This is a genomic window from Luteibacter sp. (assembly GCF_051958795.1).
Taxonomy (GTDB): Bacteria; Pseudomonadota; Gammaproteobacteria; order Xanthomonadales; family Rhodanobacteraceae; genus Luteibacter.
Genome location: NZ_JBQCFT010000189.1, coordinates 1 through 22,222, shown reverse-complemented (window position 1 = coordinate 22,222; position 22,222 = coordinate 1). Strand labels below are relative to the sequence as shown.

At 67.9% G+C, this 22,222-nt stretch carries 18 protein-coding genes; 10 read left to right on the top strand and 8 right to left on the bottom strand.

Annotated elements, in window-relative coordinates:
• Positions 1-1,785 (top strand): class I tRNA ligase family protein (locus ACTHLF_RS09680; protein WP_440326951.1); only part of this gene is annotated, 1,785 nt, incomplete at its 5' end.
• A 146-nt stretch (positions 1,786-1,931) separates the two neighbouring features.
• On the opposite strand, the gene ACTHLF_RS09675 is transcribed toward ACTHLF_RS09680, so the two are convergent.
• Both ACTHLF_RS09675 and ACTHLF_RS09670 read right to left on the bottom strand, forming a co-directional pair.
• Entirely contained in the window at positions 1,932-2,354 is a 423-nt protein-coding gene (locus ACTHLF_RS09675) for a DNA polymerase III subunit chi (protein WP_440326949.1), read from the bottom strand.
• A 9-nt stretch (positions 2,355-2,363) separates the two neighbouring features.
• Entirely contained in the window at positions 2,364-3,851 is a 1,488-nt protein-coding gene (locus ACTHLF_RS09670) for a leucyl aminopeptidase (protein WP_440326947.1), read from the bottom strand.
• Between the two features lie 97 nt (positions 3,852-3,948).
• On the opposite strand from ACTHLF_RS09670, the gene lptF reads away from it, so the two are divergent.
• Together lptF and lptG are read left to right on the top strand one after the other, a co-directional pair.
• On the top strand, positions 3,949-5,052 hold the full coding sequence (gene lptF / locus ACTHLF_RS09665; RefSeq protein WP_440326945.1) for an LPS export ABC transporter permease LptF: 1,104 nt from the start codon (positions 3,949-3,951) through the stop codon (positions 5,050-5,052).
• Positions 5,052-6,149, top strand: a complete 1,098-nt coding sequence (lptG, locus tag ACTHLF_RS09660; protein WP_440326943.1) for an LPS export ABC transporter permease LptG — start codon at positions 5,052-5,054, stop codon at positions 6,147-6,149. The genes lptF and lptG overlap by 1 nt, the downstream gene beginning before the upstream one ends.
• A 10-nt stretch (positions 6,150-6,159) precedes the next feature.
• Here the strand turns inward: lptG and ACTHLF_RS09655 are convergent, their stop codons facing one another.
• A complete protein-coding gene (locus tag ACTHLF_RS09655; protein WP_440326941.1) occupies positions 6,160-9,615 on the bottom strand; it encodes a two-component regulator propeller domain-containing protein in 3,456 nt (1,151 codons plus the stop codon).
• 156 nt (positions 9,616-9,771) lie between these two features.
• On the opposite strand from ACTHLF_RS09655, the gene ACTHLF_RS09650 reads away from it, so the two are divergent.
• From ACTHLF_RS09650 to ACTHLF_RS09630, 5 genes are all read left to right on the top strand, one after another.
• Positions 9,772-11,226: a GTPase gene (locus ACTHLF_RS09650; protein WP_440326939.1), complete on the top strand. Its 1,455-nt coding sequence runs from the start codon at positions 9,772-9,774 to the stop codon at positions 11,224-11,226.
• A gap of 103 nt (positions 11,227-11,329) precedes the next feature.
• A complete protein-coding gene (locus ACTHLF_RS09645; RefSeq protein ID WP_440326937.1) occupies positions 11,330-11,959 on the top strand; it encodes a YceI family protein in 630 nt (209 codons plus the stop codon).
• Positions 11,943-12,527 carry a cytochrome b gene (locus ACTHLF_RS09640; RefSeq protein WP_440326936.1) on the top strand — a complete coding sequence of 195 codons (585 nt, stop codon included), beginning with the start codon at positions 11,943-11,945 and terminating at the stop codon, positions 12,525-12,527. Before ACTHLF_RS09645 ends, ACTHLF_RS09640 begins: the two co-directional genes overlap by 17 nt.
• A complete protein-coding gene (locus ACTHLF_RS09635) occupies positions 12,524-13,084 on the top strand; it encodes a YceI family protein (protein WP_440326935.1) in 561 nt (186 codons plus the stop codon). Before ACTHLF_RS09640 ends, ACTHLF_RS09635 begins: the two co-directional genes overlap by 4 nt.
• Before the next feature lie 3 nt (positions 13,085-13,087).
• Positions 13,088-14,434 carry a DUF697 domain-containing protein gene (locus ACTHLF_RS09630; RefSeq protein ID WP_440326934.1) on the top strand — a complete coding sequence of 449 codons (1,347 nt, stop codon included), beginning with the start codon at positions 13,088-13,090 and terminating at the stop codon, positions 14,432-14,434.
• A 117-nt stretch (positions 14,435-14,551) separates the two neighbouring features.
• On the opposite strand, the gene ACTHLF_RS09625 is transcribed toward ACTHLF_RS09630, so the two are convergent.
• Complete coding sequence (locus ACTHLF_RS09625) at positions 14,552-14,779, bottom strand: glutaredoxin family protein (RefSeq protein ID WP_440326932.1); 228 nt, start codon at positions 14,777-14,779, stop codon at positions 14,552-14,554.
• 76 nt (positions 14,780-14,855) lie between these two features.
• On the opposite strand from ACTHLF_RS09625, the gene ACTHLF_RS09620 reads away from it, so the two are divergent.
• Positions 14,856-16,238: an L-serine ammonia-lyase gene (locus tag ACTHLF_RS09620; RefSeq protein ID WP_440326930.1), complete on the top strand. Its 1,383-nt coding sequence runs from the start codon at positions 14,856-14,858 to the stop codon at positions 16,236-16,238.
• A 104-nt stretch (positions 16,239-16,342) separates the two neighbouring features.
• Here the strand turns inward: ACTHLF_RS09620 and ACTHLF_RS09615 are convergent, their stop codons facing one another.
• Complete coding sequence (locus ACTHLF_RS09615; protein WP_331645574.1) at positions 16,343-16,723, bottom strand: hypothetical protein; 381 nt, start codon at positions 16,721-16,723, stop codon at positions 16,343-16,345.
• Between the two features lie 158 nt (positions 16,724-16,881).
• Between ACTHLF_RS09615 and ACTHLF_RS09610 the strand changes: the two genes are divergently transcribed.
• Positions 16,882-18,549 carry an APC family permease gene (locus ACTHLF_RS09610; RefSeq protein WP_440326928.1) on the top strand — a complete coding sequence of 556 codons (1,668 nt, stop codon included), beginning with the start codon at positions 16,882-16,884 and terminating at the stop codon, positions 18,547-18,549.
• Positions 18,550-18,855: 306 nt separating this feature from the next.
• On the opposite strand, the gene ACTHLF_RS09605 is transcribed toward ACTHLF_RS09610, so the two are convergent.
• The 3 genes from ACTHLF_RS09605 to metX are packed head-to-tail and all read right to left on the bottom strand — an operon-like array spanning position 18,856 to position 22,150.
• Positions 18,856-19,920, bottom strand: a complete 1,065-nt coding sequence (locus tag ACTHLF_RS09605) for a homoserine dehydrogenase (protein WP_440326927.1) — start codon at positions 19,918-19,920, stop codon at positions 18,856-18,858.
• A complete protein-coding gene (gene metB, locus ACTHLF_RS09600; RefSeq protein WP_440326926.1) occupies positions 19,917-21,113 on the bottom strand; it encodes a cystathionine gamma-synthase in 1,197 nt (398 codons plus the stop codon). Before metB ends, ACTHLF_RS09605 begins: the two co-directional genes overlap by 4 nt.
• Before the next feature lie 2 nt (positions 21,114-21,115).
• Complete coding sequence (metX, locus tag ACTHLF_RS09595) at positions 21,116-22,150, bottom strand: homoserine O-succinyltransferase MetX (protein WP_440326924.1); 1,035 nt, start codon at positions 22,148-22,150, stop codon at positions 21,116-21,118.
• Positions 22,151-22,222: the final 72 nt, after the last annotated feature.

The window sequence follows — 22,222 nt, the reverse complement described above, 5'->3', positions numbered from 1 at the left end:
CAGGAACTGCTCGTCGAGACGAAGAAGCACAAGCTGCAGGTGCCGCGTGGCGACCGTACCGGCCAGGTGATCGAGCCGTACCTCACGTGGCAGTGGTTCGTGAAGATGGACACGCTGGCGGCACGCGGCCTCGAGATCGTCGAGGAAGGCAAGGTCCGCCTGGTGCCGGAAAACTGGATCAACACCTACCGCCACTGGATGACCAACATCCAGGACTGGTGCATCAGCCGCCAGCTCACCTGGGGCCACCAGATCCCGGCGTGGTACACCGACTCCGGTGCGATCATCGTCGCGCACGACGAGGCGGAAGCCACGAAGCTCGCCGCGGAACAGGGCTACACCGGCGCGCTGCGTCGCGACGCCGACGTGCTGGAAACCTGGTTCTCGTCGGCCCTGTGGAGCCACAGCACGCTGGGCTGGCCCGATCCGCAGGCCCAGGCCGAGCGCGGCTTCGACCGTTACCTCCCGACCAACGTGCTCGTCACCGGTTTCGACATCATCTTCTTCTGGGTCGCCCGGATGATCATGATGACCGACCACTTCACCGGCGAAGTGCCGTTCAAGGATGTCTATTTCACCGGCCTCATCCGCGACAAGGATGGCCAGAAGATGTCGAAGTCGAAGGGCAACGTGCTCGATCCGCTCGACATCATCGATGGCATCAGCCTGGACGACCTGCTGGCCAAGCGCACGCAGGGCCTGATGCAGCCGAAGATGGCCGAGAAGATCGAGAAGGCCACCCGCAAGGAATTCGCCGAGGGCATTCCCTCGTTCGGCGCGGATGCCCTGCGCTTCACCTTCGCCTCGCTTGCCACGCACGGTCGCGACATCAAGTTCGACCTGGAGCGTGCCGCCGGCTACAAGGCCTTCGTCAACAAGCTGTGGAACGCATCGCGCTTCGTACTGATGAACCTGGGCGAAGGCCCGGTGCACGAGGTCGCACCGACGACTGAAGCCGAGCGCTGGATCCTCACCCGCCTGGCCGAGACGCTGGCGACGGTGAAGGAGCAGCTCGCGCTCTACCGCTTCGACCTCGCGTCGCAGGCCCTGTACGAGTTCACCTGGAACGAGTTCTGCGACTGGTTCCTCGAGCTGTCGAAGCCGGCGCTGAATGGCACCGATGAGGCAGCCATCGCCTCGACGCGCTACACGCTCGTCCACGTGCTGGAGACCCTGCTCCGCGCGCTGCATCCGCTGATTCCTTTCGTTACCGAAGAGATCTGGCAGAACGTCCGCCCGGTGCTTGGCATCGAGGGCGAAACGATCATGCTGCGTCCCTACCCGGAGGCCGGGGATGTCACGGGCGATGCCGCGGCGACGGCCGAGATCGAATGGGTGAAGGGCGTGCTCACCGGCGTGCGCCGCATCCGCGCCGAGATGAACATCGCCCCGGGCAAGGTCATCCCGCTGCTGTTCGCCGATGGCGATGCAGCCGATCGCGCGCGCGCCACGAAATTCGCCGCCCAGATCGCGTTCCTCGGCCGCGTCGAATCGCCGCTGTGGGTCGAGGGTGAAGAGCCCGCCGCCGCGGTCGCCATCGTCGGCGGCATGCGCGCGCTGATCCCGCTGGAAGGCCTGATCGATGTCGGCGCCGAAAAGGCCCGCCTCGCCAAGGAAATCGCCCGCGTCGAAGGCGAGATCAAGAAGTGCGAAGCCAAGCTCGGCAACGCCAGCTTCGTCGCCAATGCACCGGCCGAAGTGGTGGAGCAGGAGCGCCAGCGCATCACCGACTGGACCCGCCAGGCCGATGCCATGCGCGATCAGGCTCGCAAGCTGGGGCGCTGAGCCTCTCCCTTGGTAGGAGCCCACCCTGTGGGCGACATCTTTCGCGATCACGCAGCAGGGCCTGCGGCGTGGCGGCGAAAGATGTCGCCCACAGGGTGGGCTCCTACGAAAGATAAAGAAAACCCCGCCTCGGCGGGGTTTTCTTTTTACATATCGTGCTTGTTCACTTCGAACCCGCCGCGCTTGTACTCCGCCCAGCGCGTTCGTGAGCCATCGCGCTCGGCCGGGTCCGCGGCCACCACCTCCAGCACCCGCTCGAACCGCCCGGGCGCGCAGACATCGCGCAGGTTGATCACCATGGGGCGGTCGGCGGTTTCGACGCCGGGCGGCACGATGAGCACGGCGGTGTTCTCGTCGTCCTCATCCCCCGCCAGCTGGTGGGGGATGAAGGCGTCTTCGTCGAACGACCACAGGTACTCGTCGATCGCCTCGGCCTGCTCGAAATCACGGGTGAGGATCAGCGTGGGCTGGCCCGCGCCGAACGCCCGCTTCGCGCGCTCGCAGACCAGCAGCAGGGGATCCTCGCGGAAACGCGGCTTGTCGATCAGGTAGAAGTCGGCGCGCGGCATCGGGTGCGATCAGCCGTTGACGCGGTCGAGCAGCCACTGGGTCAGCAGCGGCACCGGGCGGCCGGTGGCGAGGCCCTTGCGACCCTCGTCCCACGCCGTGCCGGCGATGTCCAGATGCGCCCAGCGGCGGCCTTCCGTGAAGCGGGCCAGGAAGCAGCCGGCCGTGATGGCGCCGGCGTACTTGCCGCCGATGTTGGCCACGTCGGCGAACCCGGATTCCAGCTGCGACTGGTAGTCGTCCCACAGCGGCAGGCGCCAGGCGCGGTCGAGGGTGTCCTCGCCGGCGGCCAGCAGTTCGGCCGAGAGGGATTCATCCTTGGTCATCAGGCCCGAGGCGTGCTTGCCCAGCGCCACGACGCAGGCGCCGGTGAGCGTGGCGGCATCGATCATGGTGTGCGGGTCGAAGCGCTTGCCGGTGTAGGTCAGCGCATCGCACAGGATCAGGCGGCCTTCCGCGTCGGTGTTGAGCACCTCGATGGTGATGCCGGCGAGGCTGGTGAGCACGTCGCCCGGGCGGTAGGCATTGCCGTCCGGCATGTTTTCCACGGCCGGGACCACGCAGACCAGGTTCACCGGGAGCTTCATCTCGACCGCAGCCACGAAGGCGCCGAGCACGCCGGCGGCGCCGCCCATGTCGAACTTCATCTCTTCCATGCCCGGGCCCGGCTTGATGCTGATGCCGCCGGTATCGAAGGTGATGCCCTTGCCGACGAAGGCGTAGGGGCGCTCGCCGTCCTTGCCGCCGTTCCACTGCAGGATGACCAGGCGCGGCTCGTTGGCCGAACCGCGGGCCACGGCGAGCAGCGAGCCGAAGCCTTCGCGCTCCATGTCGGCGCGGTCGAGGGCCTCGTAAGTGACGCCCTCATGCTTCTCGGCAAAGGCGCGGGCCTGCTCGGCGATGTAGTTGGGGTTGCAGATGTTCGGCGGCAGGTTGCCCAGTTCGCGGGCGAAACGGACGCCCTCAGCCATGGCGCGGGCCTGGTCCAGGCCCGCCTCGGCATCGGCCGGGCCGGCGAAAGTGATGGCGGTGAGCTCCGGCTGGGCCTTGTCGCGCGGCTTCACCGTGGCGGTGTAGCGGTAAGCGGCATGGTCGGTCGCCAGCGCCGCGACGCGGAGCTTCCAGGCGGCATCGCGGCCCGGGACGTCCACTTCCGGCAGCCAGCTGGCGGCCTCGGTGACCGGCAGGCGGCCGATGGCACGGGCGGCCTCGAGGGTCACGCGCTGGTAGCGGGCGGCGTCGAAGGTCTTCTGGGCGCCCAGGCCCACGACCAGCACACGGGCTGCCGCGATGCCTGCCAGGTGCAGCAGGGTGACCACGTTGCCGACCTTGCCGGTGACATCGCCGGCTTCGACGAGCCGCTTGATGGCGCCGTTTGCGGCCGTATCGATACGGGCCGCGGCGCTGGTCAGGATACCGTTCTCGTAGACGCCGACCACGGCGACCGGGGTGGCGGTTGACTCGGGAGCATTGGAACCAAGGCTGAACTGAACCGTCATGACTTACTGTCCTGCGAAAGCCGTCCGGGGCGCGGACAGGCTAGACTTAAGGTTTGCCGGCCGGGACTGACGCGGCTCCAACCGCTAATTCTACCAAATGCTCAGCATCCTCGACCGATACTTCCTCCGCGAACTGGCCTACGGCATCCTGGCGACCGCCATTGTGCTGCTGGTCATCTTCGCCGGTGGCGCCTTCGCGGGGGTGCTCCAGAAGGTGGCGAACGGCAGTATCCAGCCGAGCATCATGTTCGAGGTGCTGGGCCTGCAGATGCTGGACCTGCTCTCCACCCTGCTGCCCATGGCGGCCTTCCTCGGCACCCTGATCGCCCTGGGCCGGATGTACCGGGAGAGCGAGATGCACGTGCTGGCCTCCTCGGGCATGGGCCCGCGCGGCATGCTCCGCCCGGTTACCCTGCTCGCCGTGTTCACGACCATCCTGGTGGGCCTGCTTTCGCTCTGGCTGGGCCCGTGGTCGGCCCGCACCGCGGATCAGGCCATCGCCACGGCCAACAAGTCGGTCATCGCCGCCGGCCTCGATGCCGGCCGCTTCACCGAGCTGCCTGGCAAGGGCGGCATCATCTTCGTCGATACCCTGAGCCGGGATGGCACGGTGTTGGGCAAGACCTTCCTCGCTACCGACCGGGTCGATTCCGACGGCAATCCGCAGGTCCGCGTGGTCAACGCGAAACACGGCCAGATGTACCAGGAGAGCAACGGCCAGGATCGCTTCCTCGCCCTGTTCGACGGCTGGCAGTTCGAGATCCCGCTGGCCGGGGACAACTGGCGGCGCATGAAGTACGAGCGCAACGACGTGTCCCTGTCCAACATCAGCGACGATGACGACGACTCCGATCCGGCCCACGAATCGACGACCACCCAGCTGTTCAAGGCGGGGACGGCCGAGGCGCTGGGCGAGCTGGTCTCCCGCTTCGCCGCCCCGGTATCGACCCTGGTGCTCATGATGATGGTGCTGCCGATGTCGCGGCAGGCCCCGCGCGACGCACGCTACGGCCGCCTGCTGATCGCCGTGCTGGCGTACTTCCTGTACGTCGTATGGCAGCTCATCGCCCGCGCGCACATCATCAAGGGCAGCCTCGGCACCTCGATCCCGATCTGGGTGCTACATATCATCGTCTTCAGTATCGCCGCCTGGATCTTCTGGCGGCAGAACGCACCGCGCCGCGTGAAGGGAACCGCCTGATGGCCACGCTCACGATCAAGCGCGCGGATCGCCTCATCGGCGCCAGCGTCCTCGGCACCCTGCTGCTGGTGTGGCTGGTACTGACCGGCTTCGACGCGCTCACCCAGTTCGTCCGCCAGCTGGGCAACATCGGCAAGAACGGGTTCACGCTGTACGACGCCATCGCCTACATCATGCTGACGGTGCCGCGGCGCCTGTACCAGATGTTCAGCAATGCCGCCCTCATCGGCGGCCTGCTGGGCCTGGGTGGCCTGGCCGCCACCGGCGAGCTCACCGCGCTGCGCGCGGCGGGCATGTCCAAGTTGCGCATTGGCGTATCGGCCGTCGGCGTGGTCGCCGCGCTGACCGTGCTCGTGGTCATCATGGGCGAAACGGCCGCGCCCTATGGCGACCAGCACGCCCAGGCCATCCAGGTGCGCATGCGCTCGAGCAACCTCGGCTCGACAAGCAGCGGCCTCTGGGCACGCGATGCGGGGAAGATCATCAACGCGAAGTCCGCCATCGCCACGCAGGAAGGTGACCTCACCACGGTGAAGCTGGTGGACGTGCGGGTGTTCTCGTTCACGCCGGATGGCCAGGTCGCCGAGTTCTCGCATGGCGACAGTGCGATCCACGATGGCAACCAGTGGGTCATGACCAACGTCCGCACGAGCACGCGCGACGAGACCGGCATCCATTCGCTGACCGCCCCGACCCAGACGTGGAAATCACGACTGAACCCGCACGTGCTGGAGCAGTCGATCATCCACCCCGAATACCTCTCCATGTCCGACCTGCGCCGGAACATGCGTTACCTGGAATCCAACGGCCAGAACCCCGGCGCCTACGCGGTCGCGTTCTGGGGCCGGGTGATCTTCCCGTTCAACGTACTGGTGCTGGTGCTCTGCGCGATGCCGTTCGCCTTCGGCTCGCTGCGTTCGGGCGGCTTCGGCAAGCGGCTTTTCATCGGCATCATCCTCGCGATCGGCTGGTACTTCCTGCAGGGCGCCATGGTGAACTTCGGGACGGTGTACGGCCTGCCGCCGCTCCTCGCCAACCTGTTGCCCACGGGCCTGCTGGTCGCCGGCGCGCTCGCTTACTTCCGCCGCTTCGGCTAGCGCGCACCGATCACGCGGCCACGCCCTCGAGCGCGGCCGCGAGCCCGTCACCGGTCAGTGGTTTGCGCAACAGCGCATCCATGCCGGCTTCGCGCACCGCCTCTCCTTCATCGCCCGCGGAACGCGCCGTCACGGCAATGATCGGCATGGTCGCGGCCTGCTCCATCCGACGCACCATGCGCGCCACCTGGAAACCATCCATCACCGGCAGGTCCAGGTCGAGCAGCATCACGTCGAACGATGCGCGCGACAGTTCGGCGAGCGCCTGCAGGCCATCGCCCACCACGGCCACCTCGTTCCCGCGCTGCCGCAGGAGCCCCGCGATGACGTCGGCGATGACCGCATCGTCTTCCACGAGCAACACCCGGCGCCCGGCATCGCGCTCCGGCACGGTCGCGCCCGCTGCACACGCCTGGCCCTTGCACGCGCATTCGGGCAGCGGCAGGCGCACCGTGAACACGCTGCCCGTGCCAGGCACGCTATCCACCGCGATCTTGCCGCCCATCAGCGTGCAGAGCTCATGGCAGATCGCGAGCCCCAGGCCCGAGCCTTCGCCACGCTGCTTCGTGCCGCCCTGCTCGAAGCGCGTGAACAGGCGCCCCATCAATGCCGGGTCGATGCCGGGGCCAGTGTCGCGCACGACCAGCTCGAACTCAGCGTCGCGCCCGGCCAGTTGCACCGTCACCCCACCCCGCTCGCTGAACTTCACGGCATTGTTCACGCGGTTCTGCACGATCTGGCGCAAGCGCACCGGGTCCGCACGCAGGGCTCGCGGTACCTGCGGGTCCACGTCGAGGATCAGCGCGAGGCCTTTCTCGTGTGCGGCGGCGGTGGCCAGGTCGATCGCCGCCTCGGCGATCGCCCGCGGCGAAGTACATTCCGGCTCGAGCACCAGGCGACGTGCCTCGATCCGGGTCAGGTCCAGCGCATCGTTCACCAGGCGCAGCAGCATGGCACCCGAGCGGCGCACGGCCTCCACATAGGCGCGCTGCGTCTCGTCCAGCGGGGTGCGCGAAATCAGCTCGGCCATGCCGAGCACGCCGGTCATCGGGGTGCGTATCTCGTGGCCGAGCGTCGCCATGAATTCCGTTTTCGCCGCGTTCGCCTCTTCCGCCAGCCGTTGCTGCTGTTCGGCGAGCTGCACGCGCATCGCCTGGCCCACCCGCGAGCGCGCCGCGTGCACGACAGCGGCGACCGCGACCAGTGCGACGAACGCATAAGCGACCCATGCCCACCAGCGGAGCCACGGCGGCGCCTCGACCTCGATGGCGAACGGTGCGGGCAGTTCGCCGTCGATGCCGTCGCGACCGCGACCGACAACGTCAAGGCGATACACGCCCGGGGCCAGCGGAGCGAACTGGCCCTCACCTTCCTTGCCGGTCCGGAGGACGCTGCGCTCGGCGCCGCGCCCGAGGATGAAATCGATGCGGTTCCGGTCGGGGTTCACGTAGGAAAGCGCGCGTGCGCGCACGCTGAGTTCGCGGTCGTCCCACGCAAGTCGGAAGACGCCGCCGTCGGGCTCCAGCGCGATGCGCCTGCCACCACGCAGCACGCTGGCGCCGAGCACCGCGACGCCGGGCTTGCGCGAATGATCGCGCTGGCGGTCCGGACGAAACCCCACCAGGCCGCCGAGCGTCGCGCCGTATGTGGTGCCGTCGGCGAGCCGCACCGTGGTGGCATGGGTGAACTCGCCATTTGCCAGTCCATCGGCGAGGCCGAACGGGCGGAAGCCACCCGTGCGTGGATCGAAGCGCCACACCCCCGTCTGCCCATACATCCACAGCCGGCCGGTGGCATCGCGGCGGATGTTGAGGATGTCGGCGGATGGGAAACCTTGCGCGCCCCCGAGCAAACGATCGAGGACGGCACGGCCGGCCTCCCAGGTGTAGTGCTCGAGCACACCGGGCCGCACGACCCAGAAACCGTCCTCATCGGGCTCGAAGGCATGGACGCGCCCGGGCGCGACACCGGTGATGAAACGCATGCGGCCATCGTAACGGTCGCGCCGAGCCAGCCCCGCGAGGCTCGCCTGCCAGAGGTCGCCGCCGACGATCTCGACCTGGCGGGTGTCGAACGCGCCGCGGCGCGGTTCGTCGAAAAGCAGGGGCACGGCGTGCCGTAGCGACGGGTCGAGCGCGAAAACGCCTTCGCCAACGGCGGCGACGTACACGGTGCCGTCCGGGGCCTGGGTCATCGTGGTCACCGGCCGGGTGATCTCATCGCGCAGCCAGGGCGCGACGCGCCCCGCGTGGATCCGGGTCAGGCCATCCACCGTGCCGGCGAGCACGTCGCCCATGCGCGTCTCCAGCAGCGCCTGCACCCGCGCCGTGCCGATATCGAACGCGCGCCCGGTCCGCCCCGTCGCGGGGTCGAACGCCCTCACCCAGCCACGCAATCCCCCGACCCAGAGATGACCATCGCCGTGCTCGGCAACCGCTGTCACCGTGCGGCCCGGCAGGCTCTGCGGATCGGTCGCCACGTGGGCGAAGCGGGTGAAGTCTTCCCAGCTGGGGCCGAGATAACCCAGCCCGCCATCGTTCAACGCGAACCACAGGCCGTGCTCGCGATCCTCCATGAGGCCGCGCACCGACCGGCCCGGCAATCCGCCCTGCGCGGTCCACGCACCGGCCACGCCGTGCACGCGACCGTGGCGGTCGAGCATCAGCAGGCCGTCCATGCTGGCGATCCAGGTGGTTCCATGGCTATCGGCAAGCGTGCCGTACACCGGCATGGCGGGAATGCGCCGGTCCCGCCGGAACGTGCCGTCCGCCGCTCGTCGATATAGGCCCAGCGACGTGGCGGCGGTGACATCCGGGCCATGCACATCGATGCCCAGCACGCGTGGCGCCTCGCCATCATCGAAGGACGCGTGCTGCAGCTTGCGCCCGTCGGCTTCCAGCACATCGATACCCTGGTCCGTGCCGATCCACAGCCGCCCGTCGTCGTCGGCACGCAACGCGTGGACCGATGTCGAACCGAGTTCACCGGGCCCTGCGCCAAAGTGTTCGGGATCACTGCCGTCGGGCCCGATCCGGTCGAGGCCATCCGCCGTACCCACCCAGATGGAGCCATCGCGGGTCTGCGCGATCACGCGCACGTCGGGATCGACCAGGCCATCGCGCCAGTGGATGAAGCCGCCGGTCGCGGGATCGTAGCGGCCCAGGCCAAGTTCGGCGCCGCCGATCCAGATGCGTCCTTCCCTGTCCACCAACAGGGCGGTAACCGCCGCGGCAGGCAGCGCGTGGGCCGCATCCGGCCCCAGGGGCGGCGTGGTGAACGAGACGCCGTCGAAGCGCGAGAGCCCCGATGCGGTGCCGACCCACACGAAGCCTGGCCCATCCTGCGCGACCGCGTTGACCTTGCTGCTCGGCAGGCCCTCGTGCAGCCCATAACTGCGGAACTGAGGCGTGGGAACGGGTGGCATGCTGCTCGCCCGCGCGGGCATGATGACAACGGCGAAAGCCATTGCCACGAGAATCCATCTCGCCAAGTGCGTGTGGTGCATACGCCTAGTTCCTAGTCCGGCGCGGATGATGCCACGCGAGGCCGCCGCGACAGACCCGGCCCGAGCCCTTTATTCATGTAAGGCATCACCGACGCGCTTGCCCGTAGAATGCGGGACATGTCTCGTCGACTTCGATTGCTCGTGGCGGCCGTCGGCATCGCCGCCCTCGCCTGGCTGCTGGTCGCCACGCTGGAGCGCGCGATCGCGCTGGCACAGCGCTTCATGGCGCTCCCCGAGGGGCTGCGCTGGCTGGTCGGTGGCCTGCTCGCCGTCAGCGTCCTGGCGGGCATCGCGCTCGGCGCCTGGTGGCTGCGCCCGCGCACACCGCGCGCGCCCGTTCAGGCTCCCGACCGTGCATCCCTGGAATCACGCCTCGCGGAGCTGCGCTCATCAGGCGCCGAGGTTGAGGAACTTCGCAGCGAACTCGGCGAACTCGACCGACGACGCGCGACGGGAACGGTGCACCTGGCCGTGTTCGGCGAGATCTCGACCGGCAAATCGACACTGATCAAGGCGCTCGTTCCGAACGCAGCCGTGCAGAGCGACGCGCGTGGCGGCACCACGCGCGATGTGGCGCATTACACCGGCACCGCACCCGATGGGACGGGATGGGTCATCGCCGATGTCCCCGGCAGCGCCGAGGCGGGCGGTGAAGCACGTGAGCAGATGGCGCGTGACGAAGTCCTGCGCGCCCACGCTGTGATCTATCTCTGCGCGGGCGACCTCACCCGCGCCCAGGCCAGCGAACTGCAATGGCTCGGTGATTTCGGCAAGCCACTGGTCCTTGCGCTCAACAAGGCCGACCAGTGGAGCGCCGAAGAACGCGCGCACATCACGCAACACCTGCGGACAACGACCGCTGGCCTGCCCGATGCCGTGGTACTTGCGAGCGCAGGCGGTGAGGAACGCTTTACCCGTGCGTTGGCCGACGGCGGCAGCGAAGAGGTCCGGCGCCAGCGCAAGCCCGATGTCGCGGACCTGGTATCCGCCGTGCAACGGCTGGTCTCCGTCGGCGCCGACGCCCTTGAACCGGCACGCGAGAATGCGGTGCTCGCCGGCCTGCACGAACGGACGTCGGCACTCGAGCAGGCGCAGCGTGCGGCCGAGGCCGAACGGATCGTCACGCGCTATGCACGGCGCGCGATCGTCGGCGCGATGGCGGCCGTGGCCCCCGGTACCGACCTCGTGATCCAGGGCGTGCTCGCCACGGGGCTCGTCCGCGCTTTGGCCGACCTGTACGGCGTACGGGTGACCGACGTAGAGATCGAGGCGCTGCTCAAGCAGGTACGCCTGACCGTACGCACCGGCACCTCCGTCGTGCTGGCGGTGGCCGGTAACGCGCTGAAGGCGTTCCCGGGCCTGGGCACCCTGGGCGGTGGCGTATTGCATGCGTTCGCCTACGCGCTGGTCTTCGACAGCCTGGGCAAGGCGCTGGCCACCACGCTGGCAGCGCACCATACGCTGGACCAGGCCGAGGCCGGCGAGCGCATGCGTGAACTTCTTGCGGATACCCGTGGCAACCGCCTGCGGCGCCTGGCGGAACTCACCACCGATGCCCTGCGGGATCGCTGAGTGAACAATCCGTTCGCGGCGCACGGGCTGACAAGGCCGGCGTCGTCGGCCACACTCTTTCCCATCGGCCGCCCTGGCGGCCCCGCGATGGAGCAGGCCCCTGATGCGACATCTCTTCGCCGGCATGCTGGCCCTGGCCGCCCTTTCGGCTGCGGGCGGTGCCCACGCCGAGGCCCAGGCCTACCAGATCGACCCCGTGCACAGCTCGGTCGTGTTCAACGTCGACCACAACGGTTTTTCCCGGGCATTCGGCCGCTTGCGCATTACCGACGGTACCCTGAGGTTCGATCCTGCGAACTGGGCCGCGTCGTCAGTGGATGCAACGATCGACCTGGCGTCGGTCAACATGGGCGATGCCGAGTGGGACAAGGCGGTACGGGGCAGCAGCCTGCTCGATACCGACCATGCGCGGACGGCGCGCTTCATCAGCGACTCGGTGGAAAAGCGTACGGATGAGGAAGGCACGCTGCACGGGAAGCTGACCCTGCGCGGCGTCACCGTGCCGCTCGACATTCCCTTCCGCGTGAACCGCGTCGGCAAGACGATCTACGGCCTGCATACCATCGCGGGCTTCTCGGCCAGCATCGTGCTCGACCGCACGCAGTTCGGCATGACCTCCAACACCGGCTCGGTCGGCACACAAGTGACGGTCTGGCTGGAACTCGAAGCCATCCGCGGTGGTGAAAGCCCCGCCAGCCACGACAAGGAAACACCCGATGCCCATGCGCAGTGAGCCCACCCGCTGGAGCACCGTCGCCAAGACTTTCCACTGGCTCATGGCGTTGCTGATCCTTGGCAACGGCGCGTTCGCGCTGTGGATGGACGGCCTGAAGCCCTCGCTGAACAAGATCAACATGTTCGCGCTGCACAAGTCGATCGGCCTCACGGTGCTTGCGCTGTTCGTGCTGCGCCTGGCGTGGAAGATGTTCGACCGCCGGCCAGCCGATGAACCCGCACCGCGCTGGCAGCAGCTCGCCGCGCACGTCGTACACGGGTTCCTGTACCTGCTGATCGTGGCCATCCCGCTCAGCGGCTGGGCCTTCAATTCCGCGCACGGCTTCCCCCTGCAGTATTTCAAGCAGTTCAACCTGCCGGCGCTCGTGGAAAAGAACGAAGATCTTTCCAATACGCTCGGCACGGTGCACGTGTATCTGTTCTGGCTGTTGTTGCTGGTGCTGGTCGCGCACGTCGGTGGCGCGCTCAAGCATCACTTCATCGACCGCGATGACACCCTCCGCCGCATGCTGCCGTTCGGGCGTGGCCGGCGGAACGCCCCCACCCCTCCCGGAGATACGCCATGATCCTGTCCACCCGCCGCCTTTCGGTGCTGGCCCTTGCCCTCGCCCTCCCGTTTGCCGCCTCCGCGGCGGACTACAAGGTCGGCCCCGGCAGCACGCTCGGCTTCAGCGGCAAGTTCCAGGGCCAGCAGTTCGATGGCTCGTTCGGCAAGTTCGATGCCGCGATCAGCTACGACCCGGCCAACCTGGCGACGGCGAAGTTCGACGTGACGGTGGACGTCGCCACGGCGAAGACCGGTGACAGCGACCGCGACAAGGCACTCCCGACGGCGGACTTCTTCGACGCGTCGAAATTCCCGAAGGCGCATTACGTCACCTCGGGCTTCACCAAGGACGCTAAGGGCAACGTCATCGCGAACGGCATGCTGACCCTGCATGGTGTTTCCAGGCCCGTGCAGCTGAAGGTGGTGTTCAACCCCGCCGCGGGTGGTGCACGCCTGTCGGTCACCGGCAGCCTGAAGCGCCTCGATTTCGGCGTGGGCAGCGGTGAGTACAAGGACACCGGCACCATCGCCGATGACGTGCTGGTCAATGGCACGCTGAACCTGCTGCCGAAGTAAGCCGTGGGCGAAAGCTGGCGCAACCGCCTGCGCGGCCTTGCCGGCCGCTTCCGCCGTGACGCGCCCGCCGCGTCCACGGCGGATACGCGCGGCGGTGCCGTGGGCGCGAGCCTGCGCAGCCTGCTCGACGATGCATCGATCCCGGCCGACGTGCGCGCGGCCATGGCTTCCGATTTCCAACGCGTGGAAACGATGCTCGAACGCATCGAGCGCGAGGAATTGCATGTCGCCGTGTTCGGCCGGGTATCTGCCGGTAAGTCGGCACTCGGCAATGCACTGCTCGGGCGCGATGCGTTCGCCATGGGCGTGCTGCACGGCACGACCACGGAAGCCGACGCGGTGCGCCTGGACGAGGCGGCACACGCGGGCCTCGTGTTGATCGATACGCCGGGGATCAACGAACTCGGCGGGGAAGCGCGCGAAAAGCTGGCGTATGAAGTGGCCGAAGTCAGCGACCTGATCGTGTTCGTAGCCGATGGTGACCTCACCCGCGAGGAACGTGACGCCCTGCGCACGCTGGCGGCGACCGCTCGGCCGCTGCTCCTCGTGCTGAACAAGGCCGACCGCTATGGTGATGACGAGCGCGATGGACTGCTCGAGCGCCTGCGCGAGCACGCCGCAGGTCTGGTGCGTCGCGAGGACGTGCTCGCGGTAGCGGCACGGCCTGCGCCGCCAACGGTCGTGAGCGTGGATGCGCGCGGACACGAGACCGTGACGAGCGAGCCGCGCCCGGCCGATGTGGCCGCACTGAAGCAGCGCCTCGTGGCGATCGCGGAACGCGAGGGCAAGGCATTGGCGGCCATCCATGCCGGCTTGTTCGCGGGCCGCCTGACCGACCAGGTGACGGCGCGCATCGCGACCGCGCGGCGCGAAGTAGCGTCCGGCGTCATTCGCCAGTACTGCATCGCCAAGGCCGTCGCGGTCGCGCTGAACCCGGTGCCCGTGGCTGATTTGCTGCTCGCCGGCGGGCTGGATGCCGCGATGGTCGTGCAGTTAAGCCGTGTGTACGGCTTGCCGCTGACCCGGGCGGAGTCGGGCCGGCTCGTGGCGGTGATCAGTACACAGCTTGCCGCGCTGATGGGTGCCGTGTGGGGCGTGCAACTGGTTGCTTCCGCGCTGAAGGGCCTGAGTGGCGGGCTCTCCGTGGTGGTGACCGCCGCCGCACAGGGCGCGTTGGGCTGGTACGCCACCGTGCTCATCGGCCGCGCGGCGGAACGCTACCTCGTGTCGGGTAAGTCGTGGGGTGACCATGGCGCCAAGCGCGCCGTCGCCGATGTCGTCGCGAGCCTCGACCGCGATTCGATCCTGCGTGAGGCGCGGGAGGAGATCCTGCGGCGGCTTAAGCGCTGAGCTCACGAGCGGCTGCGGCCCCTCGTAGGAGCCCACCCTGTGGGCGACATCCTTCGCGTAGGGACCCAAGGCAAGCTTCGCGAGCAACGCGAACGGCGTCGCCCACAGGGTGGGCTCCTACGGAGAGACGATCTGCCTGACAGCCACCACATCGAACGGCCAGTCCAGCTCCACGCCGTCGCTGCGTCGCAACACCGGCACACGCGTGCCATAGCGGGCTTCCAGCGCGTCGTCCTCATCGATCCATACCGACGAGAACTCCGGGAAGCCGGCGCCGGCCAGCACATCCAGGGCCTGGTCGCAGAGGTGGCAGTCATCGCGCTGGAACAGTGTGAACGCGTACATGCGGGGGTGTATGGGGCAGTCAGTGGTCGGGCGTAGAATAACCGGCTATTCCCCATAGCCAACCCCACGTCCAGCCATGGCAGTCAGCGTTTTCGACCTCTTCAAGATCGGCATCGGTCCGTCCCCCCCCCACACCGTCGGCCCGTTGCGCGCCGGCGCGCGCTTCGCCGAGCACTGGCTGGAGGAAAAAGGCGTGCTCGAGCGCGTGGCGCGCGTGCGCTGCGAGCTGTTCGGCTCGCTGGCCATGACCGGTCGCGGCCACGGCACCGACAAGGCTGTATTGCTGGGTTTCGAGGGTGAATGGCCCGACCGGGTCGATCCGGACGGGATCCAGGCCACGCTCGAGCGCATCCGTTCGACGAAGCGCATCCGCATCCTCGGCCGCCACGAGATCGCCTTCGACGAAAAGGCCGACTTGGTGTTCAACAAGCGCCAGAAGCTCCCGTTCCACACCAACGGCATGCGATTCTCCGCCTACGATGCCGAGGGCAACGAGCTGGCGACGCGCGATTACTACTCGGTGGGCGGCGGCTTCGTGGTGAACCCGGACGAGGCGGCGGAAGACCGCATCGTGGCCGATACCAGCGAGCAGCCCTTCCCGTTCTCCACCGGCGACCAGATGCTGGCCCTGTGCGCTGAGAACAATCTCACGATCGCTCAGCTCATGATGCGCAACGAGAGCATCTGGCGCACCGAGGAAGAAACCCGCGCGGGCCTACTCACCATCGGGAAGGCCATGCAGGATTGCGTCGCCCGCGGGCTGCGCTCGCCGGGCACCCTGCCCGGCGGCCTGAAGGTGAACCGCCGCGCGCCGGCCATGGCGGCCGAGCTGCGCGCCCAGCCGGAAGCCGCGCTGCGTGATCCGCTGACGATCCTGGACTGGGTGAACCTCTACGCCCTGGCGGTGAACGAGGAAAACGCCGCCGGTGGCCGCGTGGTCACCGCGCCGACCAACGGCGCCGCAGGCATCGTCCCGGCCGTATTGCACTACTACCGCCACTTCTGCCCGGGCGCGAGCGAGGATGGTGTCATCACCTTCCTGCTCACGGCCGCGGCCATCGGCATTCTTTACCAGGAGAACGCCTCGATCTCCGGCGCCGAGGTCGGCTGCCAGGGTGAAGTCGGCGTGGCCTGCTCCATGGCCGCCGGCGGCCTTGCCGCGGCGCTGGGCGGCAGCGTGACCCAGGTGGAGAACGCTGCCGAGATCGGCATGGAACACAACCTGGGCCTCACCTGCGATCCGATCGGTGGCCTGGTCCAGATCCCGTGCATCGAGCGCAACGCCATGGGCGCCGTGAAGGCGATCAACGCCAGCCGCATGGCCCTCAAGAGCGACGGCAAGCACCACGTCTCGCTGGACAAGGTCATCGCCACCATGCGCGACACCGGCCGCGACATGAAGGACAAATACAAGGAAACCTCGCGCGGCGGCCTGGCGGTCAACGTCATCGAGTGCTGATTCCCGCGCATCTGTAGGAGCTCACCCTGTGAGCGACGCCGTTTGCGGTGACGCCACAGGGCTTGGTGCCCTGAGGCGAAAGATGTCGCCCACAGGGTGGGCTCCTACTTTGTTGGGCAGGCCCTGGGCAGCCGCTCAACGGTCTCGACACGCACCGGTTCGTCCTGCCCCCACCAGTTGGCGACGGCCGTGTAGCAGATCCGCAGCTTGCCCTTGCGGGTGTCGAAACGCGGCTTGCTGGTGTAGGCGAAGCAGGAAACCGAGGCCAGGTGGCCCAGTTCGCGCATGGTTATGGCGCAGCGCCGCACGGACTCGACCGGGTCTTCGCCCGGGTACAGGGTGAAGTAAAAACCCTTGGCTGTACGGTCATATGACTCCGAATCGATCAGCCGGCCCTTGTCGCTCCACGGCGTCTCGGCTGCGGCAATGCCGCATACCGATATGGCGACAAGCCATATGCCGTTGACGACTACCTTCGATCGCATTCGAACCCCTTCTTCCTTACCGCATCGGCCAGTGTATATCGATGTGCCCATCGTTTGCGTAGGGGATCGCTGGCTGACAGGGCGGCCGGGGGCTGTCATCATCCGGCCCTTGTGCCGCCCTGGGCCGGGTAACCCCGGCCCGTCCGACCGGAGTACCCATGTCCCACCACCATATCCGCCGCGATGTCGGCGCGTTCGCCCTGATGCTGACCGGCCTGGGCTCGATCATCGGCTCCGGCTGGCTGTTCGGCGCCTGGCACGCTGCCCAGCTCGCCGGCCCCGGTGCCATCTACGCCTGGATCATCGGCGCGGTGATCATCCTGTTCATCGCCCTGACCTACGCCGAACTCGGCGCCATGTTCCCCGAATCCGGCGGCATGGTGCGCTACGGCCACTATTCGCACGGTTCGCTGGTGGGCTTCATCGCCGGCTGGGCAAACTGGATCGCCATCGTCTCGGTCATCCCGGTCGAGGCCGAGGCCTCGGTCCAGTACATGGCCTCCTGGCCGTGGGAATGGGCGAAATGGACGAAGGACCTCTACGTCGTTACCGGCGGCCATGGCGAACTCACCCCGCCCGGCCTGGCCATCGCGGTGGTCCTGGTGTTCGTGTACTTCTTCCTGAACTTCTGGAGCGTGAAGCTCTTCGCGAAGAGCAACACGGCGATCACCGTGTTCAAGCTGGTGGTGCCCGCCGCCACCGGCATCGCGCTGATCTGCACCAGCTTCAACAGCGGCAACTTCCACATCGGCGCGCACGGTGGCACGCATGCCATCGACATCTCGTCGATCCTCACCGCGGTCGCCATCTCGGGCATCGTCTTCAGCTTCAACGGCTTCCAGAGCCCGGTGAACCTCGCCGGCGAAGCGCGCAACCCGGGCCGCAGCGTGCCGTTCGCCGTGATCGGCTCGATCCTGCTGGCTACCGTGGTCTATGTCCTGCTGCAGGTCGCCTTCATCGGCGCCGTGCCGCCCGACCAGCTCGCCCAGGGCTGGGCCGCGCTCGAGTACGCCTCGCCCTTCGCGCAGCTCGCCACCGCGCTGCTGATCAACTGGCTGGCGATCCTGCTGTACGCCGATGCGTTCGTGAGCCCCAGCGGCACCGGCGCCACGTATACGGCGACCACGGCGCGCATGATCTACGCCATGGAGCGCAATGGCCACCTGCCGAAGATCTTCGGTCATATCAACCCGCGCTTCGGCATCCCGCGCCCGGCGATGTGGCTCAACCTCGTCGTGAGCTTCATCTTCCTGTTCTTCTTCCGCGGCTGGGGCACGCTGGCGGCCGTTATCTCGGTGTCGACGATCATTTCGTACCTCACCGGCCCGGTCAGCGTCATGACGCTGCGCCGCACGGCACCGGAACTCAAGCGTCCGCTGCGTATCGCCGGCCTGCCGATCCTCGCCGCGCTCGCCTTCATCTTCGCCACCGAGCTGCTGTACTGGGCCAAGTGGCCGCTCACGGGCGAGATCATCCTCCTGATGGTCGTCGCACTGCCCCTGTACTTCTACTACACCGCGAAGAGTGGCTGGGAAGACTTCCGCCGCCACCTCAAGGGCGCGTGGTGGCTCATCGCCTACCTGCCGATCATGGCGGTGATCTCGTGGGCCGGCAGCAAGACCTTCGGCGGCCACGATTACATCCCGTACGGCTGGGATCTCGCGATCGTCGCGGTGTTCGGCGCGGTGTTCTACTTCTGGGGCGTGTCCTCAGGCTGGCGCACGCCGATGGTGGAGGCCGCACGGTTCGACCACGACGAGGAGCCGGGTGAACCGGCACTTCCGCCAAGCGCGGATGAGGCCGAGCGGGTTACCGGCCACCGTTGACGAGAAAGGGCGTCCCATGGGCGCCCTTTTTTTTGGTCCTTCGCGGAAATCCGGTGACGTGTACTACATCGCGCTTTCGAATCGGTTCATTCGCTGGCGCGAATGCGTGTGACCAGCGGCTGACGCCGCCTCGCCTCTGTGTGTTGAGGAAGCTGCGGGCGGGCAGGCCCTTGGGGCCGCCAGGGCCTGACCGCTCCCGACCCCGCGACGACGCCAGCCTCAGGCGGCGCAAGCCGCTCAAAACATGCATTCGCGCAAGCGAATGAACCGATCAAGAGGCGCGACGCAATACACCGAGCTTCGGACTCAGATCGAGAGTACGTCGCCCAGCAGCGCCTGCGCCGTGATCTCCGGCCCTGCCCCCGGCCCCTGGATCACCAGCGGCGTCGAGTGATAGCGGGTCGTGGTCAGGGCGAATTGATTGTCCGTGCCCGACAAGCGCGCTGCAGGATGCTCGGGCCCCACTTCGACCAGGCCGACGCGCGCGCGGCCGCGCTGGTTCAGGCGCGCGAGGTAGCGCAGCACCTTGCCGTTGGCCTTCGCCTCGGCATGCCGGCGCGCCAGCGGCTCGTCGAGTTCCTTCAGGCGCTCAAGGAAGGCACTGGTCTCCAGGCCGCGCAGGGTTTCAGGCACGAGGCTCTCGACTTCGACCTCGTCGCTGCCAAGCGCAAAGCCCGCGTGCCGCGCGATGATCAGCAGCTTGCGCGCCACGTCCTCGCCCGACAGATCCGAACGCGGATCCGGCTCGGTGAAGCCAAGGCGGCGCGCATCGCTCAATAGCGCAGAGAACGGACGCGAGCCGTCGTACTGGTTGAACAGCCAGGAGAGCGAACCCGAGAAGACGCCCTCGAGGGTGAGCAGGCTATCGCCGCAGCGGCGCAGGCGGCGCAGCGTGGAAAGTACGGGGAGACCTGCACCTACCGTGGCGGCATCGCCATAGATGGCGCCGCGGGCCGAAGCCGCCTGCAGCGCGCGCCAGCCCTGGAGGTGGCCGCCCGCGAGGGCCTTGTTGGCGGTCACCACGTGATATCCGCGTTCCAGCCACTCGGCATGCCGGGTGGCCTCCTTCGTACACGCCGTGGCATCGATGACGACCTTGCGCCCGGCGCCGCTCGCGTCGAGCGCGGCGAGCAGCGGGCCGTTGTCCCGGCCGTCGCGAGCCTTCGCCAGCGCATCGGCCACGTCGGCAGGGCGGAGGCCATCGGCGAGTACATGCTGGCGACGCGAGTTGGCTGCGCCGACCAGGCGAAGCGTGCCTGCGGCAGGCGTCGCCAGCAGGGTCAGCAACGCGCGACCGACCACGCCGGTGCCGAGCAGCACCACGGCGGTCTGCGGCGCCTCCGGCGCGAGGGGAGCCACCACCGCGCTCATGCGCCGACCTTGCGTTTCGAGGTGATGTTGGCGACCGCAGCGGCGCGTGCGAGCGCGGCCTCGAGGTCGTCGATCAGGTCGTCACCATCCTCGATGCCGATGGACAGCCGCAGCAGGTTGTCGGCGATACCGGCAACGCGACGTGCCTCGGGCGCCATCGCGGCGTGGGTCATCGTCGCGGGGTGGGCTACAAGGCTCTCGACGCCACCGAGCGATTCCGCCAGCGAGAAGTACTGGATGCCATCGACAAAGGCTTCGATCGCATCGTCACCGCCGCGCAGCTCGAAGCTGAGCATCGCGCCAAAGCCCTTCTGCTGGCGCGCCGCCAGCGCGTGGCCTGGATGCGAGGCCAGGCCCGGGTAGTAAATACGCTCCACCGCGTCATGCCCTTCCAGGCGATCGGCAATGCGGCGCGCGTTCTCTTCATGGGCGCGCAGGCGCACGGCGAGCGTGCGCACGCCACGCAGGGTCAGGAAGCTGTCGAACGGCGAACCGGTCTGGCCGTTGCAGTTGCCCCACCACTTCAGCTGTTCGGCGATCGCCTGGTCAGCGGCGATTACCGCACCGCCGACCACGTCGCTATGGCCATTGATGTACTTGGTGGTCGAATGCAGGACCACGTCGGCACCGAGCTTCAACGGCTGCTGCAGCGCCGGCGAGAGGAACGTGTTGTCGACCAGCACCAGCGCGCCCACCGCATGCGCGGCCTGTGAAACGTGGCGCACATCGGTGATGCGCAATAGCGGATTCGACGGGGTTTCGATCCACACGAGCGCGGGTTTCGCGGCGAGGCCCTCGGCCAGCGCGGTCGGGTCGTTGAAATTCACGAAGCGCACGCTGAAGCGGCCCTTCTTCGCCCACGCGTCGAGCAGGCGCCACGTGCCGCCGTAGCAATCGTGCGACGCGATGACGAGCCCACCCGCCGGTACCAGCTCAAGCGCCAGCGCGACGGCCGACATACCGGTGTTGGTGACCACCGCGCCCGCACCCTCTTCCAGCTCGGTCAGCGCTTCCGCCAGCAGGTCGCGCGTGGGGTTCCCGCTGCGCGAATAGTCATAGGCGCGCTTGCGGCCGAAGCCTTCGAACGCATAGTTCGTGGAGAGGTGCAGCGGCGGTACGACGGCGCCATGCTGCGTGTCGGATTCGATACCGGCGCGGACGGCACGGGTACACAGGCGGGTTTCACGGGTCATGGTCAGAGGGCTCCGCAACAGTCGTTGAGTGCGTGACGCAGCACGGGGGCGAGCTGCACGGTTTCTTTGAGGAAGGCGTCGTGGCCATACGGCGAATCCACGACTTCGAGGGTGGCGGTGCCGCCGATGCGGCGCTGGAGTTCGCACAGGTCGGAGAGCGGGACCAGGCGATCGGACGGGAAGCCCACCAGCGTCGTCGGTGCATGCACGCGCTCCGGCGCGATGTCGTGCAGGTCAATCGATTCGGAAAGCGCGAGGAAGCGCTGCGGATCGAAGCGCTCGACGAAGCGGCGGCCGGCATGCTCAAGGTAATCCTCGACCGGGAAATAGAAGCGACCGTCGCGCAGTTCGGGACCGGCGGCGAAGCGGCGCGAGAACTCCTCGCTGCCACGATAGGTGGTCATTGCCAGCTGGCGGGCGAGCGCCAGCGCTTCATCCGTGCGGCCGGACTCGATGCCGAGGCGAACGATGCCGCGCTGCACGGAGCGTTGGGCGGTGGAGAGCGGGTGCGGACGATGCGCACCGGCCAGCAACACGAGCGACTTCACCTTGTCGGCGTGGTTCGCGGCGAAAGCGAGGCCGGTCATGGCGCCGTACGAGGAACCGATGAAGGCATGCACGCGGCCGATGCCGAGTTCGTCGACCAGCGCGGCAAGCGCCGCGGCCTGGTCTTCACTGGAGACGGAATCCACCCCGCCGATGTCGGCCGGCACCAGCCAGTCGATCGAGAGCACGCGGCACTGGGTGAGGTCGATGGCGCCGCCTTCGGATACCAGCTCCTGCCACCAGCCCTGGCGCTCGCGACCGGCGCAGACATCGCGCGTCGCCGAGATACCGCCCTGCACGATCACCGTGGGCGCGTTCGGCGCGCCGCACCAGAGGTAACGCACGTCGGCCTGGATCGCTTCGCTGCCGTACTTCGGCGTGAAGGAAACGCGGCGGGTGCCGCGCTGCTCGGTGAGATCGGCGGCGCCACGTGGCGCGGCGGTGTCAGCCACTTCGGGGAGGGGGATCACGGTGAGGGGCTCTGCTGGCATGTCCGGGTTCCTGTCGGGTCGAGCCCTGCGGAGACCTGTAGCCGGACTGCCAGGCACGGCACGCGGAATCGC